21 protein-coding genes are annotated in these 25,967 nt (G+C 59.5%); 7 read left to right on the top strand and 14 right to left on the bottom strand.

The window, feature by feature from the left end; translation table 11 throughout:
- Positions 1-7: 7 nt before the first annotated feature.
- The 4 genes from pheA to mtnA form a co-directional block, all read right to left on the bottom strand.
- Positions 8-1,102, bottom strand: coding sequence for a prephenate dehydratase (gene pheA, locus AACY49_RS23370; RefSeq protein WP_007899727.1), 1,095 nt, complete (start codon positions 1,100-1,102; stop codon positions 8-10).
- On the bottom strand, positions 1,102-2,187 hold the full coding sequence (gene serC, locus AACY49_RS23365) for a 3-phosphoserine/phosphohydroxythreonine transaminase (protein ID WP_339526717.1): 1,086 nt from the start codon (positions 2,185-2,187) through the stop codon (positions 1,102-1,104). The genes pheA and serC overlap by 1 nt, the downstream gene beginning before the upstream one ends.
- A 228-nt stretch (positions 2,188-2,415) precedes the next feature.
- Complete coding sequence (gene gyrA / locus AACY49_RS23360) at positions 2,416-5,070, bottom strand: DNA gyrase subunit A (protein WP_339526715.1); 2,655 nt, start codon at positions 5,068-5,070, stop codon at positions 2,416-2,418.
- A 426-nt stretch (positions 5,071-5,496) separates the two neighbouring features.
- On the bottom strand, positions 5,497-6,573 hold the full coding sequence (gene mtnA, locus AACY49_RS23355; RefSeq protein ID WP_339526713.1) for an S-methyl-5-thioribose-1-phosphate isomerase: 1,077 nt from the start codon (positions 6,571-6,573) through the stop codon (positions 5,497-5,499).
- Positions 6,574-6,682: 109 nt separating this feature from the next.
- On the opposite strand from mtnA, the gene AACY49_RS23350 reads away from it, so the two are divergent.
- The 5 genes from AACY49_RS23350 (at position 6,683) to AACY49_RS23330 (ending at position 11,682) form a co-directional block, all read left to right on the top strand.
- Complete coding sequence (locus AACY49_RS23350; protein WP_258699686.1) at positions 6,683-8,017, top strand: TRZ/ATZ family hydrolase; 1,335 nt, start codon at positions 6,683-6,685, stop codon at positions 8,015-8,017.
- A gap of 71 nt (positions 8,018-8,088) precedes the next feature.
- Positions 8,089-8,787 carry a bifunctional 2-polyprenyl-6-hydroxyphenol methylase/3-demethylubiquinol 3-O-methyltransferase UbiG gene (ubiG, locus tag AACY49_RS23345; protein WP_258699685.1) on the top strand — a complete coding sequence of 233 codons (699 nt, stop codon included), beginning with the start codon at positions 8,089-8,091 and terminating at the stop codon, positions 8,785-8,787.
- Positions 8,788-8,791: 4 nt separating this feature from the next.
- Positions 8,792-9,463 carry an N-acetylmuramic acid 6-phosphate phosphatase MupP gene (gene mupP / locus AACY49_RS23340; RefSeq protein ID WP_258699684.1) on the top strand — a complete coding sequence of 224 codons (672 nt, stop codon included), beginning with the start codon at positions 8,792-8,794 and terminating at the stop codon, positions 9,461-9,463.
- 177 nt (positions 9,464-9,640) lie between these two features.
- Positions 9,641-10,381 carry a YciK family oxidoreductase gene (locus AACY49_RS23335; protein WP_258699683.1) on the top strand — a complete coding sequence of 247 codons (741 nt, stop codon included), beginning with the start codon at positions 9,641-9,643 and terminating at the stop codon, positions 10,379-10,381.
- Positions 10,382-10,755: 374 nt separating this feature from the next.
- Positions 10,756-11,682, top strand: coding sequence for a GGDEF domain-containing protein (locus AACY49_RS23330; protein ID WP_258699682.1), 927 nt, complete (start codon positions 10,756-10,758; stop codon positions 11,680-11,682).
- A 135-nt stretch (positions 11,683-11,817) separates the two neighbouring features.
- On the opposite strand, the gene AACY49_RS23325 is transcribed toward AACY49_RS23330, so the two are convergent.
- The 7 genes from AACY49_RS23325 to AACY49_RS23295 form a co-directional block, all read right to left on the bottom strand.
- Positions 11,818-12,579: a TenA family transcriptional regulator gene (locus tag AACY49_RS23325; protein WP_408980574.1), complete on the bottom strand. Its 762-nt coding sequence runs from the start codon at positions 12,577-12,579 to the stop codon at positions 11,818-11,820.
- Positions 12,580-12,655: 76 nt separating this feature from the next.
- Positions 12,656-15,115, bottom strand: a complete 2,460-nt coding sequence (locus AACY49_RS23320) for an EAL domain-containing protein (RefSeq protein ID WP_258699680.1) — start codon at positions 15,113-15,115, stop codon at positions 12,656-12,658.
- 202 nt (positions 15,116-15,317) lie between these two features.
- Positions 15,318-17,144 (bottom strand): ABC transporter ATP-binding protein, encoded by a 1,827-nt coding sequence (locus AACY49_RS23315; RefSeq protein ID WP_339526709.1) that lies wholly within the window; start codon positions 17,142-17,144, stop codon positions 15,318-15,320.
- Positions 17,137-17,739: a DsbA family protein gene (locus AACY49_RS23310; RefSeq protein ID WP_339526757.1), complete on the bottom strand. Its 603-nt coding sequence runs from the start codon at positions 17,737-17,739 to the stop codon at positions 17,137-17,139. The genes AACY49_RS23315 and AACY49_RS23310 overlap by 8 nt, the downstream gene beginning before the upstream one ends.
- Positions 17,740-17,775: 36 nt before the next feature.
- The gene (trhO, locus tag AACY49_RS23305; protein WP_258699678.1) at positions 17,776-18,717 is read right to left on the bottom strand and encodes an oxygen-dependent tRNA uridine(34) hydroxylase TrhO; all 942 of its coding nucleotides are present in this window, start codon (positions 18,715-18,717) and stop codon (positions 17,776-17,778) included.
- Between the two features lie 279 nt (positions 18,718-18,996).
- Positions 18,997-19,296 carry a BolA family protein gene (locus AACY49_RS23300; protein ID WP_008005913.1) on the bottom strand — a complete coding sequence of 100 codons (300 nt, stop codon included), beginning with the start codon at positions 19,294-19,296 and terminating at the stop codon, positions 18,997-18,999.
- A 12-nt stretch (positions 19,297-19,308) separates the two neighbouring features.
- The gene (locus tag AACY49_RS23295) at positions 19,309-19,842 is read right to left on the bottom strand and encodes a DUF2059 domain-containing protein (RefSeq protein WP_258699677.1); all 534 of its coding nucleotides are present in this window, start codon (positions 19,840-19,842) and stop codon (positions 19,309-19,311) included.
- Positions 19,843-20,033: 191 nt separating this feature from the next.
- Between AACY49_RS23295 and AACY49_RS23290 the strand changes: the two genes are divergently transcribed.
- Positions 20,034-21,428: a class II fumarate hydratase gene (locus AACY49_RS23290; protein ID WP_258700684.1), complete on the top strand. Its 1,395-nt coding sequence runs from the start codon at positions 20,034-20,036 to the stop codon at positions 21,426-21,428.
- 44 nt (positions 21,429-21,472) lie between these two features.
- Here the strand turns inward: AACY49_RS23290 and AACY49_RS23285 are convergent, their stop codons facing one another.
- A complete protein-coding gene (locus AACY49_RS23285) occupies positions 21,473-22,432 on the bottom strand; it encodes a DMT family transporter (RefSeq protein ID WP_339526705.1) in 960 nt (319 codons plus the stop codon).
- Positions 22,433-22,633: 201 nt separating this feature from the next.
- Here AACY49_RS23285 and AACY49_RS23280 point away from each other — a divergent pair, with 201 nt between their 5' ends.
- Positions 22,634-22,828, top strand: a complete 195-nt coding sequence (locus AACY49_RS23280; protein ID WP_339526703.1) for a DUF6316 family protein — start codon at positions 22,634-22,636, stop codon at positions 22,826-22,828.
- Positions 22,829-22,965: 137 nt separating this feature from the next.
- On the opposite strand, the gene AACY49_RS23275 is transcribed toward AACY49_RS23280, so the two are convergent.
- Together AACY49_RS23275 and pap are read right to left on the bottom strand one after the other, a co-directional pair.
- Positions 22,966-24,150: a thiolase family protein gene (locus tag AACY49_RS23275; protein WP_339526701.1), complete on the bottom strand. Its 1,185-nt coding sequence runs from the start codon at positions 24,148-24,150 to the stop codon at positions 22,966-22,968.
- Between the two features lie 105 nt (positions 24,151-24,255).
- On the bottom strand, positions 24,256-25,779 hold the full coding sequence (pap, locus tag AACY49_RS23270; protein WP_339526699.1) for a polyphosphate:AMP phosphotransferase: 1,524 nt from the start codon (positions 25,777-25,779) through the stop codon (positions 24,256-24,258).
- Positions 25,780-25,967 lie beyond the last annotated feature (188 nt).

Genomic DNA, 25,967 nt, shown 5'->3' with positions numbered 1-25,967 from the left:
ACCGCCCTTAGAGAACTGCTTTCGGGTAGGAACCCAGCACTTTGAGTGCCACCGCTTCCTGACTGATCTTTTCCAGCACACCTTTGACCAGCGGGTCGCGGTGGTGGCCGACGAAGTCGATGAAGAACACGTAGGTCCATTTACCACTGCGCGACGGACGGGTCTCGATCCGTGTCAGATCGATGCCATTGTCGTGGAACGGCACCAGCAATTCGTGGAGCGCGCCGGGTTTGTTGCTCATGGAAACGATGATCGAGGTCTTGTCGTCGCCGGTCGGCGGCACTTCCTGGCTGCCGATCATCAGGAATCGCGTGGAGTTGTCCGGGCGATCCTCGATTTTCTCGGCCAGACGGGTCAACCCGTACAAGCCTGCCGCCATGTCGCCGGCAATCGCCGCCGAGTTCCACTCACCCTTGACCCGCTTGGCCGCTTCGGCGTTGCTGGACACCGCCACGCGCTCGACATTCGGGTAATGGGCGTCCAGCCACTTGCGGCACTGGGCCAGGGACTGAGCGTGGGAATAGATGCGGCTGATACTGTCGGTCTTGGTGTTTTCACCGACCAACAGGTGATGGTGAATCCGCAACTCGACTTCGCCACAGATCACCATGTCGTGTTCGAGGAAGCTGTCGAGGGTGTGGTTGACCGCGCCCTCGGTGGAGTTTTCCACCGGGACCACGCCAAAGTTCACCGCGCCGGCCGCCACTTCACGGAACACTTCGTCGATCGCCGCCATCGGCTTGCTGATCACCGCATGGCCGAAGTGTTTCATGGCCGCAGCCTGAGTGAATGTACCTTCAGGGCCAAGGTAAGCCACTTTCAGCGGCTGCTCGAGCGCCAGGCACGAGGACATGATTTCGCGAAACAGCCGCGCCATCTCTTCGTTGCCCAGCGGCCCCTGGTTACGCTCCATCACGCGCTTGAGCACCTGAGCCTCACGCTCAGGACGATAGAACACCGGCACTTCGCCTTCGGCCAGCGAGGCCATCTTTACTCGCGCAACTTCCTGGGCGCAGCGTGCGCGCTCACTGATCAGCTCCAGGACTTTTTCGTCCAGAGCGTCAATGCGCAGGCGCAGTGCCTTGAGTTCTTGCTCAGACATTAACCGTGTTCCTTCTCGAACTCTGCCATGTACGAAACCAGTGCGTTGACCCCAACGATATCGACGGCGTTATAGATGGAGGCACGCATGCCGCCCACGGAACGGTGGCCTTTGAGGTTCAGCAGGCCTCGTTCGTCGGCACCGGCCAGGAACGGCTTGTCGAGACGATCGTCGGCCAGACGGAACGGCACGTTCATCCACGAGCGGTCCGACTTGTTGATCGGGTTGCTATACAAGCCGCTGGCGTCGATGAAGTCGTACAGCGTGCGCTGCTTCACGTCATTGAGCTTGCCGATGGCTTCGACGCCACCCTGCTCTTTCAGCCACTCGAACACCAGACCGGACAAGTACCAGGCCAGGGTGGGTGGAGTGTTGTACATCGAGCCATTATCGGCCGCGACCTTGTAGTTGAGCATGGTCGGGCAAATGGAACGGGCATGACCCAGCAGGTCTTCGCGAACGATGTTCACGACGATGCCGCTCGGACCGATGTTTTTCTGGGCGCCGGCGTAGATCATGCCGAAGCGCGAGACGTCCACCGGGCGCGAAAGAATGTCCGAGGACATGTCTGCGACCAGCGGCACATCACCGGTTTCCGGGATCCATTGGAATTCCAGGCCGCCAATGGTTTCGTTCGGCGCGTAGTGAACGTAGGCCGCATCTGCAGACAGGTTCCATTCGTTCTGACCGGGAATAGCGAAATAGTCGTAAGGCTTGGCGGTGGCGGCAACGTTGACGTGGCCGTAGCGCGAGGCTTCTTCGATAGCTTTCTGCGACCAGATACCGGTGTCGATATAGTCGGCGGTGCCGCTTTCCGGCAACAGGTTCAGAGGAATCTGAGCAAATTGCTGGCTCGCGCCACCTTGCAGAAACAGCACTTTATAGTTCGAGGGGATATTCAGCAGATCACGCAGATCCTGCTCGGCCTTGGTGGCTATGGACACGAACTCATCGCTGCGATGGCTCATTTCCATGACCGACAGGCCCTTGCCATGCCAATCAAGGAGTTCAGCCTGGGCGCGCTTCAGGACAGCTTCGGGAAGCGCCGCAGGGCCGGCACAGAAGTTATAGGCTCTCTTGCTCACATCCAATCTCGCTCTGATTTGGTGGTCACTTAAATCTTTCGGTCTGCGGATGATCGTTCCCATGCTTTGCGTGGGAATGCATCCAATGACGCTCTGCGTCATGGGACGCGGAGCGTCCCGAGCGGCATTCCCACGCAGAGCGTGGGAACGATCCTGCGCAGTGTCGCAAATTTTCAAACAGAACAAACAACAAGGGGGCGAATCTTCATCCGCCCCCTGCTTGCCCGCTTACTCTTGCGGTTCTTCGTCGGCGGCAGCGTCGAGTTGCTGGTCGTCGGCAACGTCGTCGATCACGACTTCACCGTCGAACACTGCACCCTCTTCACCTTCAAGCTCTTCGCCCTCGACTTCCGACGGCTCCTGAACCCGCTCCAGGCCCACCAGCGTTTCATCGTTGGCCAGCTTGATCAGGGTCACGCCCTGGGTGTTACGACCCAGGCTGGACACTTCGTCGACACGGGTACGAACCAAAGTACCCTGGTCGGAAATCAGCATGATTTCCTCGCCATCGAGCACCTGGACTGCGCCGACCAGACGGCCGTTACGCTCGTTGCTGACCATGGCGATAACGCCCTGACCGCCACGCTTGTACTCAGGGAACTCGGTGATCGCAGTGCGCTTGCCGAAACCACGCGCCGAAGCGGTGAGGATCTGGCTGCCTTCTTCCGGGATCAGCATGGAAATCAGCTTCTGGCCTTCCGGCAGACGCATGCCGCGGACACCGCGAGCGGTACGACCCATGGCGCGAACGTCGGTTTCCTTGAAGCGAGTGACCTTGCCGCCGTCGGAGAACAGCATGACTTCGCGCTCACCATCGGTAATGGCGGCAGAAATCAGTACGTCGCCTTCATCCAGCTCCAGCGCGATCAGACCGACACTGCGTTGACGACTGAAGGATTCCAGCGGGGTCTTCTTCACCGTGCCTTTAGCAGTGGCCATGAAGATGAAGTGACCTTCGGTGTACTCCTCGACCGGCAGCATGGTGGTGATGTATTCATCACTGTCCAGCGGCAGCAGGTTGACCAGCGGACGACCACGGGCAGCACGGGACGCTTCCGGAATTTCGTAGGTTTTCAGCCAGTACACTTTACCTTTGCTGGAGAACAGCAACAGCGTGGTGTGGCTGTTGGCGACCAACAGGTGAGCGATATAGTCCTCATCCTTGACGCCGGTGGCCGACTTGCCTTTACCGCCGCGACGCTGAGCCTGGTACGCAGCCAACGGCTGGGTCTTGGCGTAGCCACCGTGGGAAATAGTCACGACGCGCTCTTCTTCCGGGATCATGTCACCCAGGGTCAGGTCGAGACGGGCATCGAGAATCTCGGTGCGGCGCACATCGCCGTATTCGGCACGGATCACTTCCAGCTCTTCGCGAATCACTTCCATCAGGCGCGTGGCGCTGTTGAGGATGCGGATCAGCTCGCCGATCTGGTTGAGGATCTCTTGATACTCGGCCAGCAGCTTTTCGTGCTCCAGACCGGTCAGACGGTGCAGACGCAGCTCCAGAATGGCTTGCGCCTGCTCTGGCGACAGGAAGTACTTGCCGTCGCGCAGACCGTATTGCGGGTCCAGGGTCTCTGGACGGCAAGAATCGGCACCGGCACGTTCAACCATCGCGACCACCGCGGAGGATTCCCAGGCAGTGCTGATCAGCGCTTCCTTGGCTTCCGACGGCGTTGGCGAGGCCTTGATCAGGGCGATGACCGGGTCGATGTTCGACAGGGCAACCGCTTGACCTTCCAGAATGTGACCACGCTCGCGCGCTTTACGCAGCTCGAACACGGTACGACGGGTCACGACTTCGCGACGGTGACGAACGAAGGCTTCCAGCAGGTCCTTGAGGTTCAGGATCCGCGGACGGCCGTCGATCAGCGCGACGATGTTGATACCGAATACCGCTTGCAGCTGAGTCTGGGCGTAGAGGTTGTTGAGGATGACCTCAGGTACTTCGCCGCGACGCAGCTCGATCACGACGCGCATACCGTCCTTGTCGGACTCGTCACGCAGTTCGGTGATGCCTTCGAGCTTCTTCTCTTTCACCAGCTCGGCGATCTTCTCGATCAGACGGGCCTTGTTCAGCTGGTAAGGGAGTTCGGTGATGACGATCTGCTGACGGCCACCTACCTTGTCGATGTCTTCGATCATCGAGCGGGCACGCATGTAAATGCGCCCGCGACCGGTGCGGTAGGCTTCGATGATGCCGGCGCGACCATTGATGATCGCGGCGGTCGGGAAGTCCGGACCGGGGATGTATTGCATCAGCTCATCGACGGTCAGCTCAGGGTTGTCGATGAGCGCCAGGCAACCGTCGATGACTTCACCGAGGTTGTGCGGCGGGATGTTGGTCGCCATGCCCACGGCGATACCGCTGGAGCCGTTGACCAGCAGGTTGGGAATGCGGGTCGGCATGACCGCCGGGATCATTTCGGTGCCGTCGTAGTTCGGCACCCAGTCCACGGTTTCTTTGTGCAGGTCGGCCAGCAGCTCGTGTGCCAGCTTGGTCATGCGCACTTCGGTGTATCGCATGGCCGCGGCGTTGTCGCCGTCCACCGAACCGAAGTTGCCCTGACCGTCAACCAGCAGGTAACGCAGCGAGAATGGCTGCGCCATCCGAACGATGGTGTCGTACACCGCGGTATCACCGTGAGGGTGATACTTACCGATCACGTCACCGACAACACGGGCAGATTTCTTGTACGGCTTGTTGAAGTCGTTGCCCAGCTCGCTCATCGCGAACAGCACACGCCGGTGCACGGGCTTCAAGCCATCGCGCGCATCCGGCAGTGCCCGCCCGACAATTACGCTCATCGCGTAGTCGAGGTAGGACTGCTTCAGCTCGTCTTCGATATTGACCGGGAGGATTTCTTTGGCCAGTTCGCCCATGAGAAGCCTGATTCCTTTTTTTGGTGAAACTTCGTCACATCCATATGGGACGAACGAAGCTCGCCGATGCAGACTGAGTGCCGTGCACCGACTTACGACAAATCAACGAGTTATGCCATGGATCTGCGCAGTAAAGGCAGCCACATCAGGCTACCCTGGAAACCGCCGGATGTTATCACAAGAGCCGCCACGCACCTATCCCCCAGATGCGCATGGAGCATAGTTAGTTGACCGGTGACAGGCTTAAAGGGGACGAGAGGGGCTTAGAGCCGTGTTGAATGGAGAATTCAGGGCAGATTCAGCTTGCCTCATTGATTTTCAGGGCCCAATCGCGGGCAAGCCCGCTCCCACAGAGTTTTGCAGCGCTCACAAAACCTGTGGGAGCGGGCTTGCCCGCGATAGCGATTGATCAGGCGCCTGAGACCGTCAATGCAAGCGCTTACGGCACATCAACTGCGCCATTTTCGCCGTATCCGGACGCTCGACAATGCCCTTTTCGGTGACGATTGCATCGATGAGATCGGCCGGGGTCACGTCGAACACCGGGTTGAAGGCATCGACATCCGCCCCCACCCGCTTGCCGCCAACTTCCAGCAACTCGCGACCATCACGTTCTTCGATAGGAATCTCGTCGCCACTGGCCAGGTTCATGTCGATGGTCGAACTCGGCGCCACCACCATGAAGCGCACGCCGTGGTGCATGGCGTTGACCGCCAATTGATAGGTGCCGATCTTGTTCGCCACGTCGCCATTGGCAGTGATCCGGTCGGCGCCGACGATCACCCAGGTTACGCCCTTGGTTTTCATGATATGCGCGGCGGCGGAATCGGCATTGAGGGTCACGGGAATGCCTTCATTGGCCAATTCCCATGCGGTCAATCGCGAACCTTGCAGCCATGGTCGGGTTTCGTCGGCGTAGACGCGCTCGACCATGCCTTCGATGAAGGCTCCGCGAATGACCCCCAGCGCCGTGCCGAAGCCACCGGTGGCCAGTGCGCCGGTGTTGCAGTGCGTGAGGATCGCCTGGGCGTTGCCCTGATGCTTGCGGATCAGATCGACACCCAGCTGGGCCATGGTCAGGTTGGCTTCGCGATCGCTTTCGTGAATGGCGATAGCCTCCGCCTCCAGTGCCGCCAGAGGGTCTGCGTCCTCCTTGAGACGGTCCAGGCGGTCACGCATGCGACTCAAGGCCCAGAACAGGTTAACCGCTGTTGGACGGGAATCGGCCAGTAACGCGTAATCCTCTTCCCACGCTGCCTGCCAGTCACCGCCCTCGGCAATTCGGGCGCGGGCTGACAGCACCATGGCATACGCCGCACTGATGCCAATCGCTGGCGCGCCGCGCACCACCATCGAGCGAATGGCTTCGGCCACACCCGTGGCGCTGGTGTAGGCGATCCAGGTTTCCTCGAACGGCAAAATACGCTGATCCAGCAGGTACAGTGCGCCATCACGCCAATCGATGGCCTTCACCTTCTCCGCAGCCAACAGTCGATCGCGCATCCCCACACCCCGCACTCATGAACAAAAGCCGCCGATTATAGCGATCCCCCCGCGAAGACGCTCGGGTATACTTCGCCATCCTCTACAAAAGCACTGGAACCGACTCTCGATGCCGACCCCCACCGCTGCGCTCGACCTATTATTGCTGCCGACCTGGCTGGTACCCGTCGAACCGGCTGGCGTGGTCCTTAAAGAGCATGCCCTGGGCATCCGCGACGGTCGCATCGTATTTATCGGCCCGCGCGCAGCAGCCTTGAAGCTTAACGCAACCGAAGTCCGCGAATTGCCGGGCATGCTGCTCAGCCCCGGCCTGATCAATGCCCACGGGCATGCGGCAATGACGCTGTTCCGCGGCCTGGCCGACGATCTGCCGCTGATGACCTGGTTGGAAAACCATATCTGGCCCGCTGAAGCGAAGTGGGTCGACGAGGCTTTCGTACGCGACGGCACTGACCTGGCCATCGCCGAGCAGATCAAAGGTGGCATCACCTGCTTCTCTGACATGTATTTCTTCCCGAAGGTCGCCAGCGAACGCGTACATAACAGCGGCATTCGCGCCCAGATCGCCATTCCGATCCTCGATTTCCCGATTCCAGGCGCCAGCACAGCGGATGAAGCCATTCGTCAGGGCGTCGAATTATTCGGCGATCTCAAGCATCACGAGCGAATAAAAGTCACCTTCGGCCCCCATGCCCCCTACACCGTGGGCGACGAAAACCTGGAAAAAATCCGGGTGATCGCCGAAGAGCTGGACGCCTCGATTCATATGCACGTCCACGAAACCGCCTTCGAAGTGCAGCAATCAGTGGAACAACGCGGCGAACGGCCACTGGCCCGCCTCGGCCGCCTGGGCCTGCTCGGGCCGCGCTTCCAGGCCGTTCACATGACCCAGATCAGCGATGAAGACTTGGCGCTGCTGGTAGAAAGTAACACCAATGTGATTCATTGCCCGGAGTCGAACCTGAAGCTGGCCAGCGGTTTCTGCCCGGTCGAGCGCTTGTGGCAGGCCGGGGTCAATGTGGCGGTCGGCACCGATGGCGCGGCCAGCAATAATGACCTGGACCTGCTCGGCGAAACCCGCACCGCCGCGTTGCTGGCCAAAGCGGTCGCCGGCTCGGCCACCGCGCTGGACGCCCATCGCGCCCTGCGCATGGCCACGCTCAATGGCGCCCGCGCACTGGGAATCGAAGCTGAAACGGGTTCGCTGGAAGTCGGCAAAGCGGCGGACATCGTCGCGTTCGACCTGTCGGGCCTGGCGCAGCAACCGGTCTACGACCCGGTTTCGCAACTGATTTATGCCACTGGCCGCGACTGCGCGAAACACCTTTGGGTCGCTGGCAAGCAACTGCTCGACGACGGCCGCCTGACCCGCCTGGATGAAGCGCAACTGTGCGCCATGGCCAAGGCCTGGGGCCAGCGCATCAGCGGCCATACCGAATCGTAAGCACCGAATTGTAAGCACCCTGGACCAAAACCGGGGCAACAGGATTTTTCAAGTTTTAGAGGACTGACACCATGAGCAACGTCGACCACGCCGAAATCGCCAAATTCGAAGCCCTGGCCCATCGCTGGTGGGACCGCGAAAGCGAGTTCAAACCGCTGCACGACATCAACCCGCTACGGGTCAACTGGATCGACGAGCGCGTCAATCTGGCCGGCAAGAAAGTTCTCGACGTCGGTTGCGGCGGCGGCATCCTCAGCGAAGCCATGGCCCAGCGCGGCGCCACCGTCATGGGCATCGACATGGGCGAAGCGCCACTGGCGGTCGCACAGTTGCATCAGCTGGAATCCGGCGTGAATGTCGAGTATCGCCAAATCACCGCCGAAGCACTGGCCGAGGAACTGCCTGAACAGTTCGATGTGGTCACCTGCCTGGAAATGCTCGAACACGTACCGGATCCGTCCTCGGTCATCCGCGCCTGCTTCCGCATGGTCAAACCTGGCGGCCAGGTGTTCTTCTCCACCATCAACCGCAACCCGAAGGCCTATCTGTTCGCCATCGTCGGCGCCGAATACATCATGAAGCTGCTGCCGCGCGGCACCCACGACTTCAAGAAATTCATCCGCCCTTCCGAGCTGGGTGCCTGGAGCCGCATGGCCGGCCTGACCGTCAAGGACATCATTGGCCTGACCTACAACCCGCTGACCAAGCACTACAAACTGGCGGCCGATGTCGACGTCAATTACATGATCCAGACCCTGCGCGAGGAGTAAGCCGATGCGTATCAGAGCAGTTCTTTTCGACATGGACGGCACCCTGCTCGACACCGCGCCGGACTTCATTGCCATCTGCCAGGCGATGCGCGCCGAGCGTGGTTTGCCGCCAATGAACGACAAGCACATCCGCGACGAGATCTCCGGCGGCGCCAGGGCGATGGTCGCTGTGACCTTTTCCATGGACCCGGAATCGCCGGGCTTCGAAGCGCTGCGCCTGGAATTTCTGGAGCGCTATGTCAAAGGTTGTGCGGTGCACAGCAAGCTCTTTGACGGCATGGGCGAATTATTGGCCGACATCGAGAAGGCCAACCTGATCTGGGGCGTGGTCACCAATAAACCGCTGCGCTTCGCCGAACCGATCATGCAGCAACTGGGGCTGGCCGAGCGTTCGGCGCTGCTGATCTGCCCGGATCATGTGAAGAACAGCAAGCCGGACCCGGAGCCGTTGATCCTGGCGTGCAAGATGCTCGACCTCGACCCGGCCAGTGTGCTGTTTGTCGGCGATGACCTGCGCGATATCGAGTCCGGGCGAGATGCCGGCACCAAAACAGCCGCCGTGACCTATGGCTATATTCATCCGGACGATAACCCGCGGCATTGGGGTGCGGATGTGGTGGTCGATCATCCGCTGGAGTTGCGCCAGGTGCTGGATAGCGCCCTCTGTAGCTGCTGAGACCCGTTTTCAGGCTCCGGGGATGTGGCGTGAATGCTGACGCCTTCGCGGGCAAGCCCGCTCCCACAGGATCACGTTGCCGGGAGAAAATGTGTGAACACTCTCAGTCCTTGTGGGAGCGGGCTTGCCCGCGATTGGCCGCGCCGCGATCTGTCTTCTGTTTTTGTGAGGTTTTTTATGTTTGATTATTCCGCCCGCCCCGAATTGCTCAAGGACCGGGTCATACTGGTCACCGGCGCTGGCCGTGGCATCGGTGCTGCCGCCGCAAAAGCCTACGCCGCTCATGGTGCCACCGTGCTGTTGCTGGGCAAGACCGAAGCCAACCTGACGCAGGCCTATGACGAAATCGAAGCGGCCGGGCATCCACAACCGGTCGTGATCCCGTTCAATCTGGAAACCGCCCTGCCCCATCAATACGATGAACTGGCGGCCATGATCGAGACCGAATTCGGCCACCTCGATGGCCTGCTGCACAACGCGTCGATCATCGGTCCCCGCACACCCATCGAGCAGTTGTCCGGCGAGAACTTCATGCGCGTCATGCACGTCAACGTCAACGCCATGTTCATGCTCACCAGCACCCTGCTGCCGCTGCTCAAGCTGTCGCAGGACGCCTCGGTGGTGTTCACCTCCAGCAGTGTCGGTCGCAAGGGTCGTGCGTACTGGGGTGCTTACGGCGTTTCCAAGTTTGCGACCGAAGGCCTGATGCAAACCCTGGCCGACGAAGTCGATACCGTGGCACCGGTGCGCTCCAACAGCATCAACCCCGGCGCCACCCGTACCAGCATGCGCGCTCAGGCCTACCCTGGGGAAAATCCGCTGAACAACCCGACGCCCGAGGAAATCATGCCGGTCTACCTTTACCTGATGGGTCCGGACAGCACCGGCATCAATGGCCAGGCGTTCAACGCTCAGTAATGCCCGTGCATCGCTTTTGTGTCGCGACGGTTTCCCGACGCGGCACGCAAAACAGGTATTAATTGCAGCCACTTCAAGTCAAATAAACGTCAACGCACTCAGCAGCCCCTCTCGCACAACCTTTCACCTTTTTGATTTAGAACGTTTTTTATCCAACTGAACCGAATGGCACGACTTTCGCTCTAATTTTGCTCAGACACGCCGAGTGAAAGCAAACGGGGCGGAGCGTGAGCCGATAGGTTACTAATCTTCGGTAAAGCGGACTAAACTCGTGCCAAATGTCCTACGGGACTGATGGACCAGTATGACGCGCAGCCCAAAGCCGCTCTCACCCAGCCTGTAAGACAGCCTTACTGCTTAGGGGCTCACGCCATATGAAATCACCTCCCCAGACCAACGCAATTGACTTCGACAGTGCCAAATTGCAACGCCTGGGCTTTGGTCAGCAGCCTCCTCTCCAGGGGCGGCCCGTCAGTCTTGCGCAGTTGCGCCAGGTGCTGGGCCTGAAGCTGCAAACCAGTCTTGAGCCGCAACGCATTCTCGGGCTTTTCTTCCGCGAAATTCAGCGCCTTGTGCCACTGGATGCCTTGAGCTATGAGCATCAGCCCAGCGACTTGCGCCTGCAATTCGGCCTGCGGGGTCATCATTCAATCACCTACAACCTCAGCCATGAAGGCGAGCCGTTGGGTGAACTGGTGTTCCGTCGCAATCAGCGTTTCAGCGAGCAGGAACAGGGCTCTCTGGAATCACTGCTGTCCACCCTGCTCTTCCCCATGCGAAACGCCCTGCTCTATCGAGCGGCGACCCAAAGTGCGTTGCGTGATCCGCTGACCGATACCGGCAACCGCATCGCTATGGATCAGACGCTGCAACGGGAAATCGAGATGTCACGGCGACACTCGCAACCTCTGTCGCTGCTGATGCTGGACATCGATCACTTCAAACACATCAACGACACCTACGGGCACAGTGCTGGCGATGAAGTACTCAAGGCGGTCGCAGCCTCGATCAAAAACCAGTTGCGCAACGTGGACATGGTGTTCCGGTTTGGTGGCGAAGAATTCATGATCCTGCTCTCCAACACCAGTCGGGAAGCCGCGGCCATGGTCGGTGAACGTCTGCGCTTTGCGGCGCAGACTCAGGACTATGTGGCCGATGGCAAGGTGATCGCGCTGACGGTCAGCCTGGGTTGCTCGACCCTGCTGCCCGGCGAGTCTGCCGAAAGCCTGTTACGACGGGCTGACAGTGCGCTGTATGTGGCCAAGCGCGAGGGGCGTAACCGGTTGGCGATGGCTGGCTGAAATTTCAGCAACACTGCATAACCCATGCAGGAGCGGATTTGCTCGCGAAAGCGGTTTGACATTCAGCATCTGTGTTGAATGTTAAGCCGTCTTCGCGAGCAGCTTCCACATTTGGTTTGTGTCGTTTTCAGAGGATCAGCTTTCGGCCAACGCCATCCGCTCACGGGCTACCGGGGTTCTTCCTGCCAGTTCCAACTGCATGCAACGTTCCAGGAACAGGTACATGTAGTCGTAACTTTTGCAGACAGCCTGGCGCAATTCCACCTGAAGGGATTTGCTCGGGTTCATGCCCGCCAGGGTGCAGATGATTTCCAGCGCTTCCCATGGATGGGCATCGTCGTACTGGGCGTGCATCTTCAACCACTTCATGGCCCGTTTGCGATCTTCCTCGGGAAACGAGGCCGCATAGACGCCATTGGAACAGACCACTGCCGACCACTCCCCGGTTGCACCCTCGATGGCGTAGTTGGTGGCGGCGATGGCCACGATCAACGAATCCGACGAACTGGTGTGCCAACACCAGTGGCTCAAGGCGTGAAGTTCAGGGGTAACCTGCTGCGCTCGCAGATCTTCCAGGCTGACGCCGTGAGCACGACTCCAGTGCACCCAGTAGTCGGCATGGTTCAATTCGACGCGAATGTTGCGCATCAGCCAACGACGCGCCATGTCTTCGCCAGGGTGGCGCGCAAATCGGGTTTTTGTCAGGTTCTGTGCCATGTATAACGCGAACTGTTCGACCACTGGCCAGCCACCAATGAGGTACTGACGCATGGTTTTTGCGCTGAGTCTGTTATCACGCATGCGCTGATACAGTTCGTGTTCGACAACCCGGCGCTTGCTCTCGCTGCAATCCTGAATCAATTGCTGAGCCCAGGCGGGGTAACTTGCAGCTTCCATGAGTGGTCCGGTTCGGTTGAATGTGTCGATCACTGTCGGCTCCTTTTGATTGTGATTTTAAGATCAGCAAGAGATTTCAACGGAACGTGCCGGGCGCCTTGAATAACAAAGGTTGTGGCCTGGCAGGACGACTTTGCAAACTATCGCAGGTAAACAGATGCGGGCGTTCAATCACATACCCTTGAGCGTAATCCACCCCGATCTCCAGCAATGCCTGCTCGATCTGAGGTGTTTCAACGAACTCGGCAATCGTGCGCTTACCCATGACATGGCCGATGTGGTTGATCACTTCGACCATGGCGCGGTTAATCGGGTCGTCCAGCATATCCTTTACGAAACTCCCGTCGATCTTCAGGAAGTCTACAGGTAAATGTTTCAAGTAAGCGAATGAGGACATACCGGCGCAGAAGTCATCTAATGAAAAGTGGCAACCTAAACCTTTGAGTTCATTGATAAATCTAATTGCGCTTCCTAAATTGGAAATCGCGCTGGTTTCTGTAATTTCAAAACAAATCATTTCAGGCGGAATTGAATAGGTAACAAACTGTTCACGAAGGAAGTCCAGAAACGCCTCGTCTCCGATCGTAATACCTGACAGATTTATCGCACACATGGCCAACGGCCCTTGGCGTTCTTCAGTGATGGCTTGGGCAATGACCTTGAAAACGTTCTCCACCACCCAGCGATCAAGCGACGTCATCAAACCATAACGCTCAGCGGCCGGAATGAAACTGTCCGGCAGAATCATGCGCCCGGCTTCGTCATGCAGGCGCAGCAGGATTTCGATATGCCCGCCGCCCTGCTCGCCAGGGCCAAGGGGCGCGATTTCCTGGGCATACAGGCAAAAGCGGTCTTCTTCCAATGCCATGTGCAAGCGCTGCACCCAGGCCATCTCGCCAAAGCGCAGAGACAGCTCCGAGTCGTCGGCGTGATAGACCTGAACCCGGTTGCGACCCTTTTCCTTGGCCATATAACAGGCCATGTCAGCCGCACGCAGCGAAGCCTCGAGGGTGGCCGGACTCTGGGCCACATGCACCAGACCGATACTCACCGTGGTCACGAACGGCCGGCCTTTCCAGACAAAATGCAGGTTCTGCACGGTCAGCCGCAGGCCTTCGGCAATTTTCTCGGCCGCTTCCGGCGCACAGTTTTCCAGCAAAATACCGAACTCGTCGCCCCCTAACCGGGCCAGGGTGTCGCCTTCGCGCAAACCTGATTGCAGCAACGCACAAATATGCCGCAACAGCTCATCGCCCGCGGCATGACCGCAGGTATCGTTGACCAGCTTGAATTGATCCAGATCGAGGAACATCAAGGCGTGACGCCCCACCTGTCGCGTCAGGTGATGCAGGGCTTGCTCCAGGCGATATTCGAATTCGCGGCGGTTGGCCAGCCCGGTCAAGGCGTCATGGGTCGCTTGCCAGGACAGATTGGCGATGTACTGCCGCTCCTGGGTCATGTCATGCAGCACCAGCACGGTGCCACTGACCTTACCCGTGTTGCGGATCGGCGCGCCGACCAGAGTGACCGAGACCGTACTGCCATCCAGCCGCTGGATCAGTCTGGAATGTTCGCTGCCACCGCTGAACTGCCCGCTCAAAATGTGCTCGATCAAGGTAAAACCGTCGGCCTGAGCGTTCTCGTCCAGCAGGTTGAACAGCGCCGCCAATGGCAACCCCGCCGCCTGTTCGGCTTTCCAGTGCGTCAAGGCCTCGGCGGCCGGGTTCATGTAGGCGATCGCGCCCTCGACGTCCGTGGTGATCACCCCGTCGCCAATCGATTGCAAAGTGATCTGCGCCCGGTCTTTCTCCAACTGCAAGGCATCGGCGAAAGCATGGCGCTGCTTGAGCAGCTTGTGGGTGCGCAGCAAGGCCAGCACGATCAGGCCCAGCGCTGTGGCGAGGTTCGTCACCAGCAGCAGCCGGAGAATCATGCGTGAGCCCTCGCCCAAGGCATCGCTGAACGCTTTGGCAGGGGGCGTCACGCCATCGTTGATGACTAAAATCTGCTCCTTCCAGCGCTTGATGTCGGCATCGCTGGCCTGGCCATCGACAATACGCTGATGCATCTCCCGCGCGACATCATCGAGCCGCACCAGGTACGCGTCACCGACCGTCCAGAGCTCGATGGCTTTTTCAAGGTAACTGAAGTGCCGGAAATTGAGGTACAGCCAAATCAGGCTGGAGACGTCGTCCGGGTGATTGCCGCCTTTGAGAATCGCGAGCCGCGCGGCCTCGATATTCGGTGGCTGATGATCCAGCGCCATACGCAACTCATGGCCACCCTGAGGCACGGCAATCGCATTCTGGTATTTGAGAAAGATCGTCTCGTCGCGGCTGTCGGCGTAGAGATTGAGGTAATAGATGGCGTCTTTCTGGCCCTTGGACCACAGGCTTTCACCACCGACGTAGCCGCGAACCGCCGAAAGAACGTAAAGACTGACGCCGCCCAACAGTGCCTGAAACAACACGACGGCGATAAATGGCCAGACGATGCCCAACAGCCGAGGCGTTCCGAGAGTCCGCTTTTGCTTCATGAGGTCCCTTGCATTAGCACAGCCTGATGAACACCCGAATAAGTCCCGCACCCGACAGCACAGACTAGGCTAATTTTCGACACTTCGAATGATCGGGCACGCAGCTAAAACCCGATGGTCTGATCAGACAGAGCATGAAAACGCCAATGTCGGATTTCCCCCGGGACAGCTCAAACACTAAGTACAGTAAATCGCACGACGTTCAAGGTCGTTGAATTTGCTGCAAATGCCCGTAAAGCTTGGCGTACAAACCACCATCGGCAATCAGCTGCTGGTGGTCGCCATCCTCGGCAACCTGCCCGCCGTCGAATACCAATACCCGGTCAGCCTGCTTCACGGCCGACAACCGGTGCGCAATGATCAACGTGGTGCGATGGCTCAAGAACCGCGCCAGCGCCTGGTGCAGGTTGTATTCAGTGGCGGCGTCCAGGGCGGACGTGGCCTCGTCGAGGATCACCACCTTGGGTTCGGCCAGCACCATCCGCGCAATGGCCAGACGCTGACGCTGCCCGCCGGATAAACGCACGCCGGAACGCCCGACGATGCTGTCCAGGCCATTGGGCAATGCACGCACCGCGTGGTGCAGCTGAGCAATTTCCAATGCTTGCCAGCAGGCTTCGTCGCTGCGTTCGCAGCCCATGGTCAGGTTAGCCCGCACGGTGTCATTGAACAGGGCGGGATGCTGCAAGACCACGGCGACATTCTCACGCACGGTTTCCAGGCCGATCTCTTGCTGAGTCGAACCACCGAAACGGATGGTGCCGGCCAGCGGCGTGTACAAGCCCAGCAGCAACTGCACCAGCGTGCTTTTGCCACCACCGCTGGCGCCGACAATCGCGACTTTTTCACCGGGGGCAATCGACAGGTTCATTTGGTTCAGCACCAGTTCATCGCCGTAGCCGAAACTCAGCCCTTGAACTTCGATGCCCACCGTGTCGCGCCCCTGAAACGGGTCAACAGTGCCGGTGTATTGCGGCTCGTCGGCACGGGCCAGCAGCTCGTTGATCCGCGACAGCGCACCGCCGGCGGCGTAAAAGGCGTACTGCAGGTTAAGCAGCTGTTCCACCGGACCGATCATGAACCACAGGTAACTGAACACCGCCAGCATCTGGCCAATGGACAGGTCGGAAAACAGCACGGTGAGCATGGCCGCGGCGCGAAAAATATCGATGCCGAACTGGAACAGCAAACCGCTGGCCCGGTTCGATGCATCGGTTTTCCACTGCGAGTTCACCGCGTAATCGCGTACTTCCCGCGCTCGCTGCCCCAACCGTCCGAGGAAAAAACCCTGACGGTTACCGGCGCGCACTTCCTGGATGGCGTCCAGGGTTTCGGTCAAGGCCTGAGTGAAACGCGAGGTGCTGTCGTTCTCGAGTTTCTTCAGATGTTTGACGCGCTTGCCCAGCTGCACCGTGGCGTAGATCACCAGCGGGTTGAACAACAGAATCAGCAGCGCGAGTTTCCAGTGCATCCACATCAGGATGGAGGCGGTGCCCACCAACGTCAGCATGGCCACGAGGAAACGACTGAGGGTTTCACCGACGAATTTGTCCAGCGTGTCCAGGTCAGTGACCAGGTGAGTGGTCACCGTGCCGCTGCCCAGGCTTTCGTATTCCCCCAGCGAGATGCGCTTGAGCCGTTCGATCAGCCGCACCCGAATCCGATACACGATGTCCTTGGCCAGCGCCGCAAACAATTTCGCCTGCACCACGTTGAACATCAAGGCGGTGCAGCGCAGCACCAGGGTCACCAGCAGCATCAGACCAATGTAACCCGCGGCTTTCTGCCAACCTTCGGGCAGCGCGTGGTTCATGATTTTCAGTGCGGCGTCACCATGGCCCAGCAGCACTTCGTCCACCAGCAACGGCAACAGCAACGGGATCGGCACGCTGCACAGCGTTGCCAATACCGCTACGCCATTGGCGATCCACAGGGATTTTTTATGGTGCAGGGCCAGACGACGGATTTCCGCCCAGCTCAGCCGATCGACACGTTTGGGAGCCGCTGCATCATCGGGCAGATCATGCACAGGCTGCGCGCTCCAGCCAGCGGCCGAGCAACGGTGACAACTCGCTCAGGGGCTGATAACCATTGGTCAGCAGCGCCAATTGACCATCACGCTCCGCCAGCAAGGTCGGGAAACCGGCAATGCCCAGGTCCTGGACCCAGGTGAAATCGGCAGCGGTCGCGGCGTGCTGATCGGCACGATCGAACGCGGCGGCGAACTCGATGCGCGGCAAACCGGCCTGCTCCGCCAGCTCCACCAACACGCTGGCGTGGGTGACGTCGCGACCTTCGACGTAGAACGCCTGCTGGATCAGCCCGAGCAGTGTCCAGGCGCAATCCGGTGCCAGGCTGCGCGCGGTCACCAGTGCCCGACAGGCAGGCTCGGTGTCGTAGACAAGCCCGTCGGGCAATGCGCCCTCAAACTTGAACGGTTGGCCGGTGGCCTCGCTGACCGCCTGCCAGTGCTCAAGGATGTAGCGCCGGGTGGTCGGCTCCAGTGCCGCGCCACTGCCGGTGCGCAAACCACCCACCACCAGATGCAACTCCACACCCGCTGCCTGCGCCTGCTCAACCAGCGCTTTGGCCACCGGAGCGAAGCCCCAGCACCAGGAACACATCGGATCCATCACATAGAGCAGGCGCGCAGACATGGTTCAAGCCTCGGAAGCGGATTGCTTGTAGTTGTAACCGATCGGGTGCGGCATGTTGCGTGCCTTGGCCAGTTCGATCTGCTTCTGCCGGTCGATGGCACTGCGACGGGTTTTCTCGCTCAGCTTATCCCAGCAATGCGGGCAACTGATGCCGGCCACATAGTGCTCGGATGCGCGGTCTTCCACGCTGACGGGCGTACGACAGGCATGACATTGATCGTAGTCGCCTTCGCTGAGGTCGTGACGAACGGTCACGCGGTTATCGAACACGAAACAGTCGCCCTGCCATTTGGTTTCTTCCTGCGGCACCTCTTCGAGGTACTTCAGAATGCCGCCCTTGAGGTGATAGACCTCATCGAAACCCTGGCTGAGCATGTAGCTCGAGGCCTTCTCGCAGCGAATGCCGCCGGTGCAGAACATCGCGACTTTCTTGTGCACGGCCGGGTCGAAATTGGCTTTGATGTAGTCGGGGAATTCGCGAAAACTGGTGGTCTTCGGATCGATGGCGCCTTCGAAGGTGCCGATCGAGACTTCATAGTCGTTGCGGGTGTCGATCAACAGTACTTCCGGGTCGCTGATCAGGGCGTTCCAGTTTTCTGGATCGACGTAAGTGCCGACTTTTTTGTTCGGGTCCACGCCTTCGACGCCGAGGGTGACGATCTCTTTTTTGAGTTTGACTTTGGTGCGATAGAACGGCTGCTCGTCGCAGTACGACTCTTTGTGGTCGATGTCGTCCATGCGTGGGTCGTTCTTGAGCCAGGCCATCAGCCCGTCAATGCCTTCGCGGCTGCCGGACACGGTGCCGTTGATGCCTTCTTCGGCGATCAGCAGGGTGCCCTTGATGCCATTGTCGACCATCGCTTGCAGCAGTGGCTCGCGCAGGTCGACGTAATTTTCCAGGGTGACGAACTTATACAGTGCCGCCACGACAATCTGTTGTGTCATGGGTAATTCTCCAGGTGGCTACCCTCGTAAGGGGTGAACCGGATACGAAAAAAAACGCGCCGGGTGAGCGGCGCGTTGCGGATTCTAGCAAAAACGGCGTGATTTTAGGACTGCGAGAATGCCTTTGTGGCGAGGGAGCTTGCTCCCGCTCGGCTGCGAAGCCGTCGTAATGCTGGCGACTGCACTCTTTCAGACAGAACGCTGTTGCAGGTTTTGGGACTGCTTCGCAGCCCAGCGGGAGCAAGCTCCCTCGCCACAACAGCGCTTCAGCCCTTCACATTAATGCTTACTGCCGCCAGCACAGGTCGGAGAAGCCGGAGCCGCGTCGATCTGTGCCCATTCTTGCGGCGTGTAGGTATGCAGCGCCAACGCATGGAACTCGCCCATCAGTTCGCCCAAAGTGCCGTACACCTTCTGGTGACGCTTGACGCGATTGAGCCCTTCGAACTGCTGGCTGACCACCACCGCCTTGAAGTGGGTCTGCAACCCACGGCTGTGCATGTGGCTTTCATCCAGCACTTGCAGATGCTCGGGCTGCAACAGCCCCAGGGTCGATTCGATGCGTTGTTGCATGGTCATACCGAACTCCGCTTAAGGCTTTTTCTTGGCAGGAGCAGGTGCAGTAGCTGCAGCCTTAGGATCCAGTTCGTTGGTCATGTCAGCCAACAGTTTGTTGACCACAGGCACCGCGCTTTCCAGCTTGGCTTGAGTCATCTGGGCCGATTGCTGAGTCAGCTGCGGCATTTTTTCCAGGACTTTCTTGCCCAGTGGCGACTTGTAGAACGCAACCAAGTCCTTGAGCTCGGATTCACTGAAATTGGTGGTGTAGAGCTTGACCATGTCCGGCTTCAGCTTGTTCCAGCCAATGGCTGCGTCCAGCGCGGCGTTGGCCTTGGCCTGGTAGGTTTCCAGCAGGGCTTTTTTCGATTCAGGGGCTTTGGTCTGTTCAAAGCGCTGAGCGAACATTTGCTGCACTTGCATGTACACCGGAGTGCCCAGTTTGTCAGCGTGCGCCAGGGTCAGGAAAGCTTCGGCACTGGCGTTGTGGCTGGCGGTATCGGCAAAAACCTGGCCGCTGGCGCAAACCAGTGCAACCGCGGTACAGATGGCACGAAGACGAGTCATCGAGTTTCCTTTTCTAGCAGGCGAGGTAAAACCCCAAGGGCGTCCATTCTGCGCCTAAAAAAGTGTGTCGCTCAACCCCAAGCCTTGTCGGGCCTGATTTAGAGGGGTTGAACGGTCAAAATATCGACTGATGGAACCACGACCGGCGATCACGGCCTAAACTGCGCTATCGACCTACAGGAGTGTGCATGATGAGCCGTATCGAAACCGACAGCCTGGGCCAGGTGGAAGTCCCGGACGAAGCTTACTGGGGCGCTCAGACACAACGCTCGCTGATCAACTTCGCCATCGGCAACGAACGCATGCCGCTGGCGGTGCTGCACGCCCTGGCCCTGATCAAGAAAGCCGCGGCGCGCGTCAATGATCGCAATGGCGACCTGCCCGCCGACATCGCCCGCCTGATCGAACAGGCCGCCGACGAAGTGCTCGACGGCAACCATGACGATCAGTTCCCGCTGGTGGTCTGGCAGACCGGCAGCGGCACCCAGAGCAACATGAACGTCAACGAAGTGATCGCCGGTCGCGCCAACGAACTGGCCGGCAACCCGCGTGGCGGCAAGACCCCGGTGCACCCCAACGATCACGTCAATCGCTCCCAGAGTTCCAACGACTGCTTCCCCACGGCCATGCACATCGCGACGGTTCAGGCGGTGCAACAGCATTTGCTGCCGGCGATCAGCGAGTTGTCTGGCGGGCTGGCGGAGCTGTCCGCGCGGCACATGAAACTGGTCAAGACCGGTCGTACCCACATGATGGACGCCACGCCGATTACCTTCGGCCAGGAACTCTCGGCGTTCATCGCACAACTGGATTACGCCGAACGGGCGATCCGCAGCGCACTGCCGGCGGTCTGTGAACTGGCTCAGGGCGGCACCGCGGTCGGCACCGGGTTGAACTCGCCCCACGGTTTTGGCGAAGCGATCGCCGCCGAACTGGCCGCCCTCTCCGGCCTGCCGTTCGTCACCGCCCACAACAAATTCGCCGCCCTGGCCGGTCACGAGCCGTTGGTCACCCTATCCGGCGCCCTGAAAACCCTCGCCGTGACCCTGATGAAAATCGCCAACGACCTGCGCGTGCTGGGCTCCGGACCTCGAGCCGGGTTCGCTGAAGTGAAACTGCCGGCCAACGAGCCGGGCAGCTCGATCATGCCCGGCAAGGTCAATCCGACCCAATGCGAAGCGCTGTCGATGCTGGCCTGTCAGGTGTTGGGCAACGACGTCGCCATCGGTTTTGCCGCCAGTCAGGGGCACCTGCAATTGAACGTGTTCAAACCGGTGATCATTCACAACCTGCTGCAATCAATCCGCTTGCTGGGCGACGGCTGCAGCAACTTCCAACAGCATTGCATCGCCGGGCTGGAACCGGATGCCGAGAAAATGGCCGAGCATCTGGAACGAGGCTTGATGCTGGTGACTGCGCTGAATCCGCATATCGGCTACGACAAATCGGCGGAGATTGCCAAGAAGGCTTATGGCGAGGGGCTGACCTTGCGTGAGGCGGCGTTGCAGCTGGGCTATCTGACCAATGAAGAGTTCGATGCGTGGGTGAGGCCGGAGAATATGCTGGAGGCCGGTAAGCAGGGGTGAATCACCACCGCCCGTGATCGTTCCCACGCAGAGCGTGGGAACGATCATTCAACCGCCATTTTGGTCTTTCTGGCACGAAGCCCCGCCATCAACGATGGCCCCAACGCCACCAGCGCCGAGCCCACCACTACCAACACCGCCCCGCCATAACCCAGGCCATTGATCTGCTCGGCATGCACATACTCCGGCCATAACCACGCGGCCACAGCCACAGCGGCAAAGGTCACCAGCGGCGTGATCGCCAGCGTCGCACTGACCCGCGAAGCCTCCCAATGGGCCAGCGCTTCGGCAAAGGCGCCGTAAGCGATCAGCGTATTCAAACAGCACGCCAGCAGCAGCCAGCCTTGCAGCGGGCTCAGTTGCAGCGCTTCCAGCGGATGCACCCACGGCGTCAGCAACAGTGCGCAGAACAGGTAAATCACCATCATCACTTGCAACGAATTCCACACCGTGAGCAACTGCTTCTGACCCAAGGCATAGAAGGTCCAGACCGTGGACGCCAACAGCACCATCAGCACGCCTGCGGTGTAATCGGTGAGGGAGGTGAGCAACTCGCTCAAGCGCTGATTGAAGAACAGCCCAAAGCCGATCAACAGCACCAACAGGCCAATCCCCTGCCCCACGCTGAACCGCTCCTTGAACACGAACAGACTGGCGATCAACAACATGATCGGGCCCATCTGCACCACCAGTTGCGCGGTGCCGGGGCTGAGCAGGTTCAGGCCCATCAGGTACAGCACGTAGTTGCCGACCAGTCCGAGTACCGCCATCAACACCAGCCAGCCACCGCGCGGGCCAAGCACTTTGCGACTCGGCAGGCGTTTGGTCGCCGCCAGATAAATGAACAGGCAACCACCGGACACCAGCAGGCGAAACCAGGTCACCGTCACCGGGTCCATCACCTGCAGCACTTGCTTGAGCTTGATCGGCAGGATTCCCCACAGCAACGCAGTCAGCAAGGCCAGGAACAAACCGTACACCCAGCGACCCGATGAAATATGCATGCTGACCCCGAAGCCCATTGGCAAGAACGGTCATTCTAGGCTCAGACCAGAGCGCGACACAGGGACCGTTGCCGGCGGGCCGCAAATGAAACTGTGCAGGTCGCACCATAACGTTGACGATATGCCGTCGATCAGGTGGCCAGGCGTTGCAAGTGGTTCATGCATAAGCTCATTGAAACCGACATCCGCAGGAGATCGCTCATGTACGGCATGCGCGCCCAGGACAACGCCCCCGCCACGCACTTTCGCTGTGACCGGTTGTGTCGTGTCAATGGCGAGTTGTATTTCACCACCCGGGAACACACGCTGGAGGGGCCGTTTGCAAACCGGGAAGCAGCGGTGCGTGAGATTCAGGCGTATGTCGAGCGGATGCAGTTCTTGTGCATGAGCCGGTAAACCGTGGCGCCTGCATCGCGGGCAAGCCCGCTCCCACAGGGTTTGTGGCGTTCGCTGTATTTGTGATCGCCGCCAATTACTGTGGGAGCGGGCTTGCCCGCGATAGCAATGCAACAGTCTCTACATAATCAGGGTACTTACCGCACCGCCTCAAACAACCCGGTAGCCCCCATCCCGCCCCCCACGCACATGGTGACGATGCCGTAACGCAGGTTACGCCGCTGCAACTCACGCACGATGTGCCCGACCTGACGCGACCCCGTCATGCCGAACGGATGGCCGATGGAAATCGAGCCGCCATTGACGTTGTATTTGTCGTTATCGATTTCCAGCCGATTGCGGCTGTACAAGCACTGGGACGCGAACGCTTCGTTGAGCTCCCACAGATCAATGTCGGCAATCTGCAACCCCTTGGCCTTGAGCAACTTCGGCACCGAGAACACCGGGCCGATGCCCATCTCGTCCGGCTGGCACCCGGCCACGGCGAAACCGCGAAAGAAGGCTTTGGGCTTGAGCCCCAGCGCCAGGGCTTTTTCCAGGCTCATCACCAGGGTCATCGAGGCGCCGTCGGACAATTGCGACGAGTTGCCGGCGGTTACCGAGCCGTCTTCGGCAAACACCGGTTTCAATCCGGCCAGACTTTGAAGGGTGGTGTCGGGGCGGTTGCAGTCGTCATGATCGACGATGCCGTCGAGGATCTGCACCTGAGCGGTGGTCTTGTCTTCAACGCGATACTTCACTGCCATTGGCACGATTTCATCGTTGAACAACCCGGCGGCCTGCGCCTGGGCGGTACGCTGCTGGCTTTGCAGGGCATACAAGTCCTGCTCTTCGCGGCTGACGTTGTAACGACGCGCGACGATCTCGGCGGTCTGGCCCATGGGGAAATAGATGCCCGGCACCTGTTCTTTCAGCAGCGGGTTGATCAGGTTGTCGGTGTTGACGCTTTTCATGGTCAGGCTGATCGACTCGACGCCACCGGCGACGACGATGTCGCTGCACCCCGAAGCGATCTGATTGGCGGCAATGGCAATGGCCTGCAAGCCCGACGAACAGAAGCGGTTAAGGGTCATGCCTCCCGTGCCGATACCCAAGTGCGAGAGCACCGCGACGTTGCGACCGATGTTGTAGCCCTGGGCGCCTTCGTTGGAGCCGGCGCCGACGATGCAATCCTCGACACTGGCCGGGTCGACGTCATTGCGCGTGAGCAGCGCATTGACGCAGTGGGCCGCCATGTCGTCCGGACGGGTCATGTTGAACTTGCCGCGAAAGGATTTGGCCAGGCCGGTCCGCACGCTGTCGACGATCACCACTTCACGCATGGCATACACCTCATTGTTGTTGTCAGTCAGGAGTTGGAACGAGCATAAGTCCAGCCCATGACTGACCGCGACAATCATTCACCCCGCGTATGCGTAGCCATCGGTTCAGCGCTTGTTTTTCTGCAGTTTCTTCTCGCGTTTGTCGGACTTTTCGAAGGCCTCTTCCAGCGCATGGTTAATGGTGCGCAGGACCTTGACCCGCGCCCAGCGCTTGTCGTTGGCTTCCACCAGGGTCCAGGGCGATATCTCAGTGCTGGTGCGATCGACCATGTCGCCAACGGCGGTGCGATAGTCATCCCATTTATCGCGATTGCGCCAGTCATCTTCAGTGATCTTGAAGCGCTTGAAGGGGATCTGTTCGCGCTCCTGAAAGCGTTCCATCTGAGTCTGTTTATCGATGGCCAGCCAGAACTTGGCCACGATCACCCCGGCATCGGCGATCTGCTCTTCGAAGTCGTTGATCTCGCCATAGGCGCGCATCCAGTCCGCCTTGCTGCAAAAACCTTCGACGCGCTCCACCAACACCCGGCCATACCAGGAGCGGTCGAACACAGTGAATTTGCCCCGCGCCGGAATATGCCGCCAGAAACGCCAGAGATACGGCTGCGCCCGTTCTTCCTCGGTAGGCGCGGCGATCGGCACGATGTCGTACTGGCGTGGGTCAAGCGCCGCGGCCACCCGACGAATTGCCCCGCCCTTGCCTGCCGCGTCGTTGCCTTCGAACAACGCGATCAACGCGTGGCGACGCATGCGCTTGTCGCGCATCAGCCCGGAAAACCGCGCCTGCTCGGTAATCAGTTGCTCTTCGTAATCGTCCTTGTCCAGGTTCAGGGTCAGGTCCAGGCTATCGAGCAGATTCACTTGATCGACGCTGGGGAACAAGGGCGCGGCGCTGACTTTATGCGGGTGAATCCTCGGTCTCTTCAGCGCGCTCTGCAGGCCCTCGAGCAGGATCTTGCCAACCGTCAGACTGCGGTAGTGCGTGTCCACGCCAGCGATCACATGCCATGGCGCATAGTCGCGGCTGGTGCGGCGCAATACACGTTCGCCGTACTTCACAAACTTGTCGTACGTTTGGGACTGTTGCCAGTCCAGCGGGTTGATGCGCCAACTGTGCAGCGGATCGTCAGCCAGCGCCTTGAGCCGCGCTTTCATTTGTTTTTTGGAGAGGTGAAACCAGAACTTGAAGATCAGCGCGCCTTCGTCGCAGAGCATCTTCTCCAACCGCTCGGCCCCGTTAATGCTTTGATCAAGTCGCGGATCCTTGAACAGGCCATGAACCCGTCCCTGCAGCATCTGGCTGTACCAGTTGCCGAAGAAAATCCCCATGCGGCCCTTGGCCGGAAGCATCCGCCAGTAACGCCAGGCGGGCGGTCGCGCCAGCTCTTCGTCGGTCTGCTGGTCGAAGGTGCGGACCTCGATCAAGCGCGGGTCCATCCATTCGTTGAGCAACTTGACCGTCTCGCCCTTGCCGGCCCCTTCGATGCCGTTGATCAAAATGATGACCGGAAAGCGGTGTTGCTGCCGAAGTTCGAACTGCGCTTCGAGCAAGGCTTCACGCAACGCCGGCACTTCGGCTTCATAGGTTTCTTTGTCGATGGCATGACCGATTTCGGCAGATTCGAACATGGCGCGGCTCCTTCCAGGATTGAGCAAGACTAGCGGAAGATGGAGGTTTGCGGTGAAGCAAAAAAAGATCAAAAGATCGCAGCCTTGTAGCAGCTGGCGCAGCCTGCGTTTGATCGCGAAGCGGTCGCCAAACCGGCGACAATGCATTACCGGAAAACCACGTTGTCTGACTTTGCGACCGCTTCGCG

This window comes from Pseudomonas sp. EL_65y_Pfl2_R96 (assembly GCF_963970905.1).
GTDB lineage: Bacteria > Pseudomonadota > Gammaproteobacteria > Pseudomonadales > Pseudomonadaceae > Aquipseudomonas.
This window is presented reverse-complemented; position numbering and strand designations above follow the sequence as displayed.

What these genes read in the sequence shown, in the direction of transcription:
- AACY49_RS23320 (WP_258699680.1), bottom strand. Translation starts at nt 15,115, where the DNA reads ATGAAGCAAAAGCGGACTCTCGGAACGCCTCGGCTGTTGGGCATCGTC.
- AACY49_RS23310 (WP_339526757.1), bottom strand. Translation starts at nt 17,739, where the DNA reads ATGTGTTCCTGGTGCTGGGGCTTCGCTCCGGTGGCCAAAGCGCTGGTT.
- AACY49_RS23335 (WP_258699683.1), top strand. Translation starts at nt 9,641, where the DNA reads ATGTTTGATTATTCCGCCCGCCCCGAATTGCTCAAGGACCGGGTCATA.
- AACY49_RS23300 (WP_008005913.1), bottom strand. Translation starts at nt 19,296, where the DNA reads ATGACCATGCAACAACGCATCGAATCGACCCTGGGGCTGTTGCAGCCC.
- AACY49_RS23295 (WP_258699677.1), bottom strand. Translation starts at nt 19,842, where the DNA reads ATGACTCGTCTTCGTGCCATCTGTACCGCGGTTGCACTGGTTTGCGCC.
- AACY49_RS23350 (WP_258699686.1), top strand. Translation starts at nt 6,683, where the DNA reads ATGCCGACCCCCACCGCTGCGCTCGACCTATTATTGCTGCCGACCTGG.
- AACY49_RS23285 (WP_339526705.1), bottom strand. Translation starts at nt 22,432, where the DNA reads ATGCATATTTCATCGGGTCGCTGGGTGTACGGTTTGTTCCTGGCCTTG.
- pap (WP_339526699.1), bottom strand. Translation starts at nt 25,779, where the DNA reads ATGTTCGAATCTGCCGAAATCGGTCATGCCATCGACAAAGAAACCTAT.
- pheA (WP_007899727.1), bottom strand. Translation starts at nt 1,102, where the DNA reads ATGTCTGAGCAAGAACTCAAGGCACTGCGCCTGCGCATTGACGCTCTG.
- AACY49_RS23275 (WP_339526701.1), bottom strand. Translation starts at nt 24,150, where the DNA reads ATGCGTGAAGTGGTGATCGTCGACAGCGTGCGGACCGGCCTGGCCAAA.
- AACY49_RS23280 (WP_339526703.1), top strand. Translation starts at nt 22,634, where the DNA reads ATGTACGGCATGCGCGCCCAGGACAACGCCCCCGCCACGCACTTTCGC.
- mtnA (WP_339526713.1), bottom strand. Translation starts at nt 6,573, where the DNA reads ATGCGCGATCGACTGTTGGCTGCGGAGAAGGTGAAGGCCATCGATTGG.
- gyrA (WP_339526715.1), bottom strand. Translation starts at nt 5,070, where the DNA reads ATGGGCGAACTGGCCAAAGAAATCCTCCCGGTCAATATCGAAGACGAG.
- AACY49_RS23330 (WP_258699682.1), top strand. Translation starts at nt 10,756, where the DNA reads ATGAAATCACCTCCCCAGACCAACGCAATTGACTTCGACAGTGCCAAA.
- trhO (WP_258699678.1), bottom strand. Translation starts at nt 18,717, where the DNA reads ATGACACAACAGATTGTCGTGGCGGCACTGTATAAGTTCGTCACCCTG.
- AACY49_RS23325 (WP_408980574.1), bottom strand. Translation starts at nt 12,579, where the DNA reads ATGGAAGCTGCAAGTTACCCCGCCTGGGCTCAGCAATTGATTCAGGAT.
- mupP (WP_258699684.1), top strand. Translation starts at nt 8,792, where the DNA reads ATGCGTATCAGAGCAGTTCTTTTCGACATGGACGGCACCCTGCTCGAC.
- AACY49_RS23290 (WP_258700684.1), top strand. Translation starts at nt 20,034, where the DNA reads ATGAGCCGTATCGAAACCGACAGCCTGGGCCAGGTGGAAGTCCCGGAC.
- ubiG (WP_258699685.1), top strand. Translation starts at nt 8,089, where the DNA reads ATGAGCAACGTCGACCACGCCGAAATCGCCAAATTCGAAGCCCTGGCC.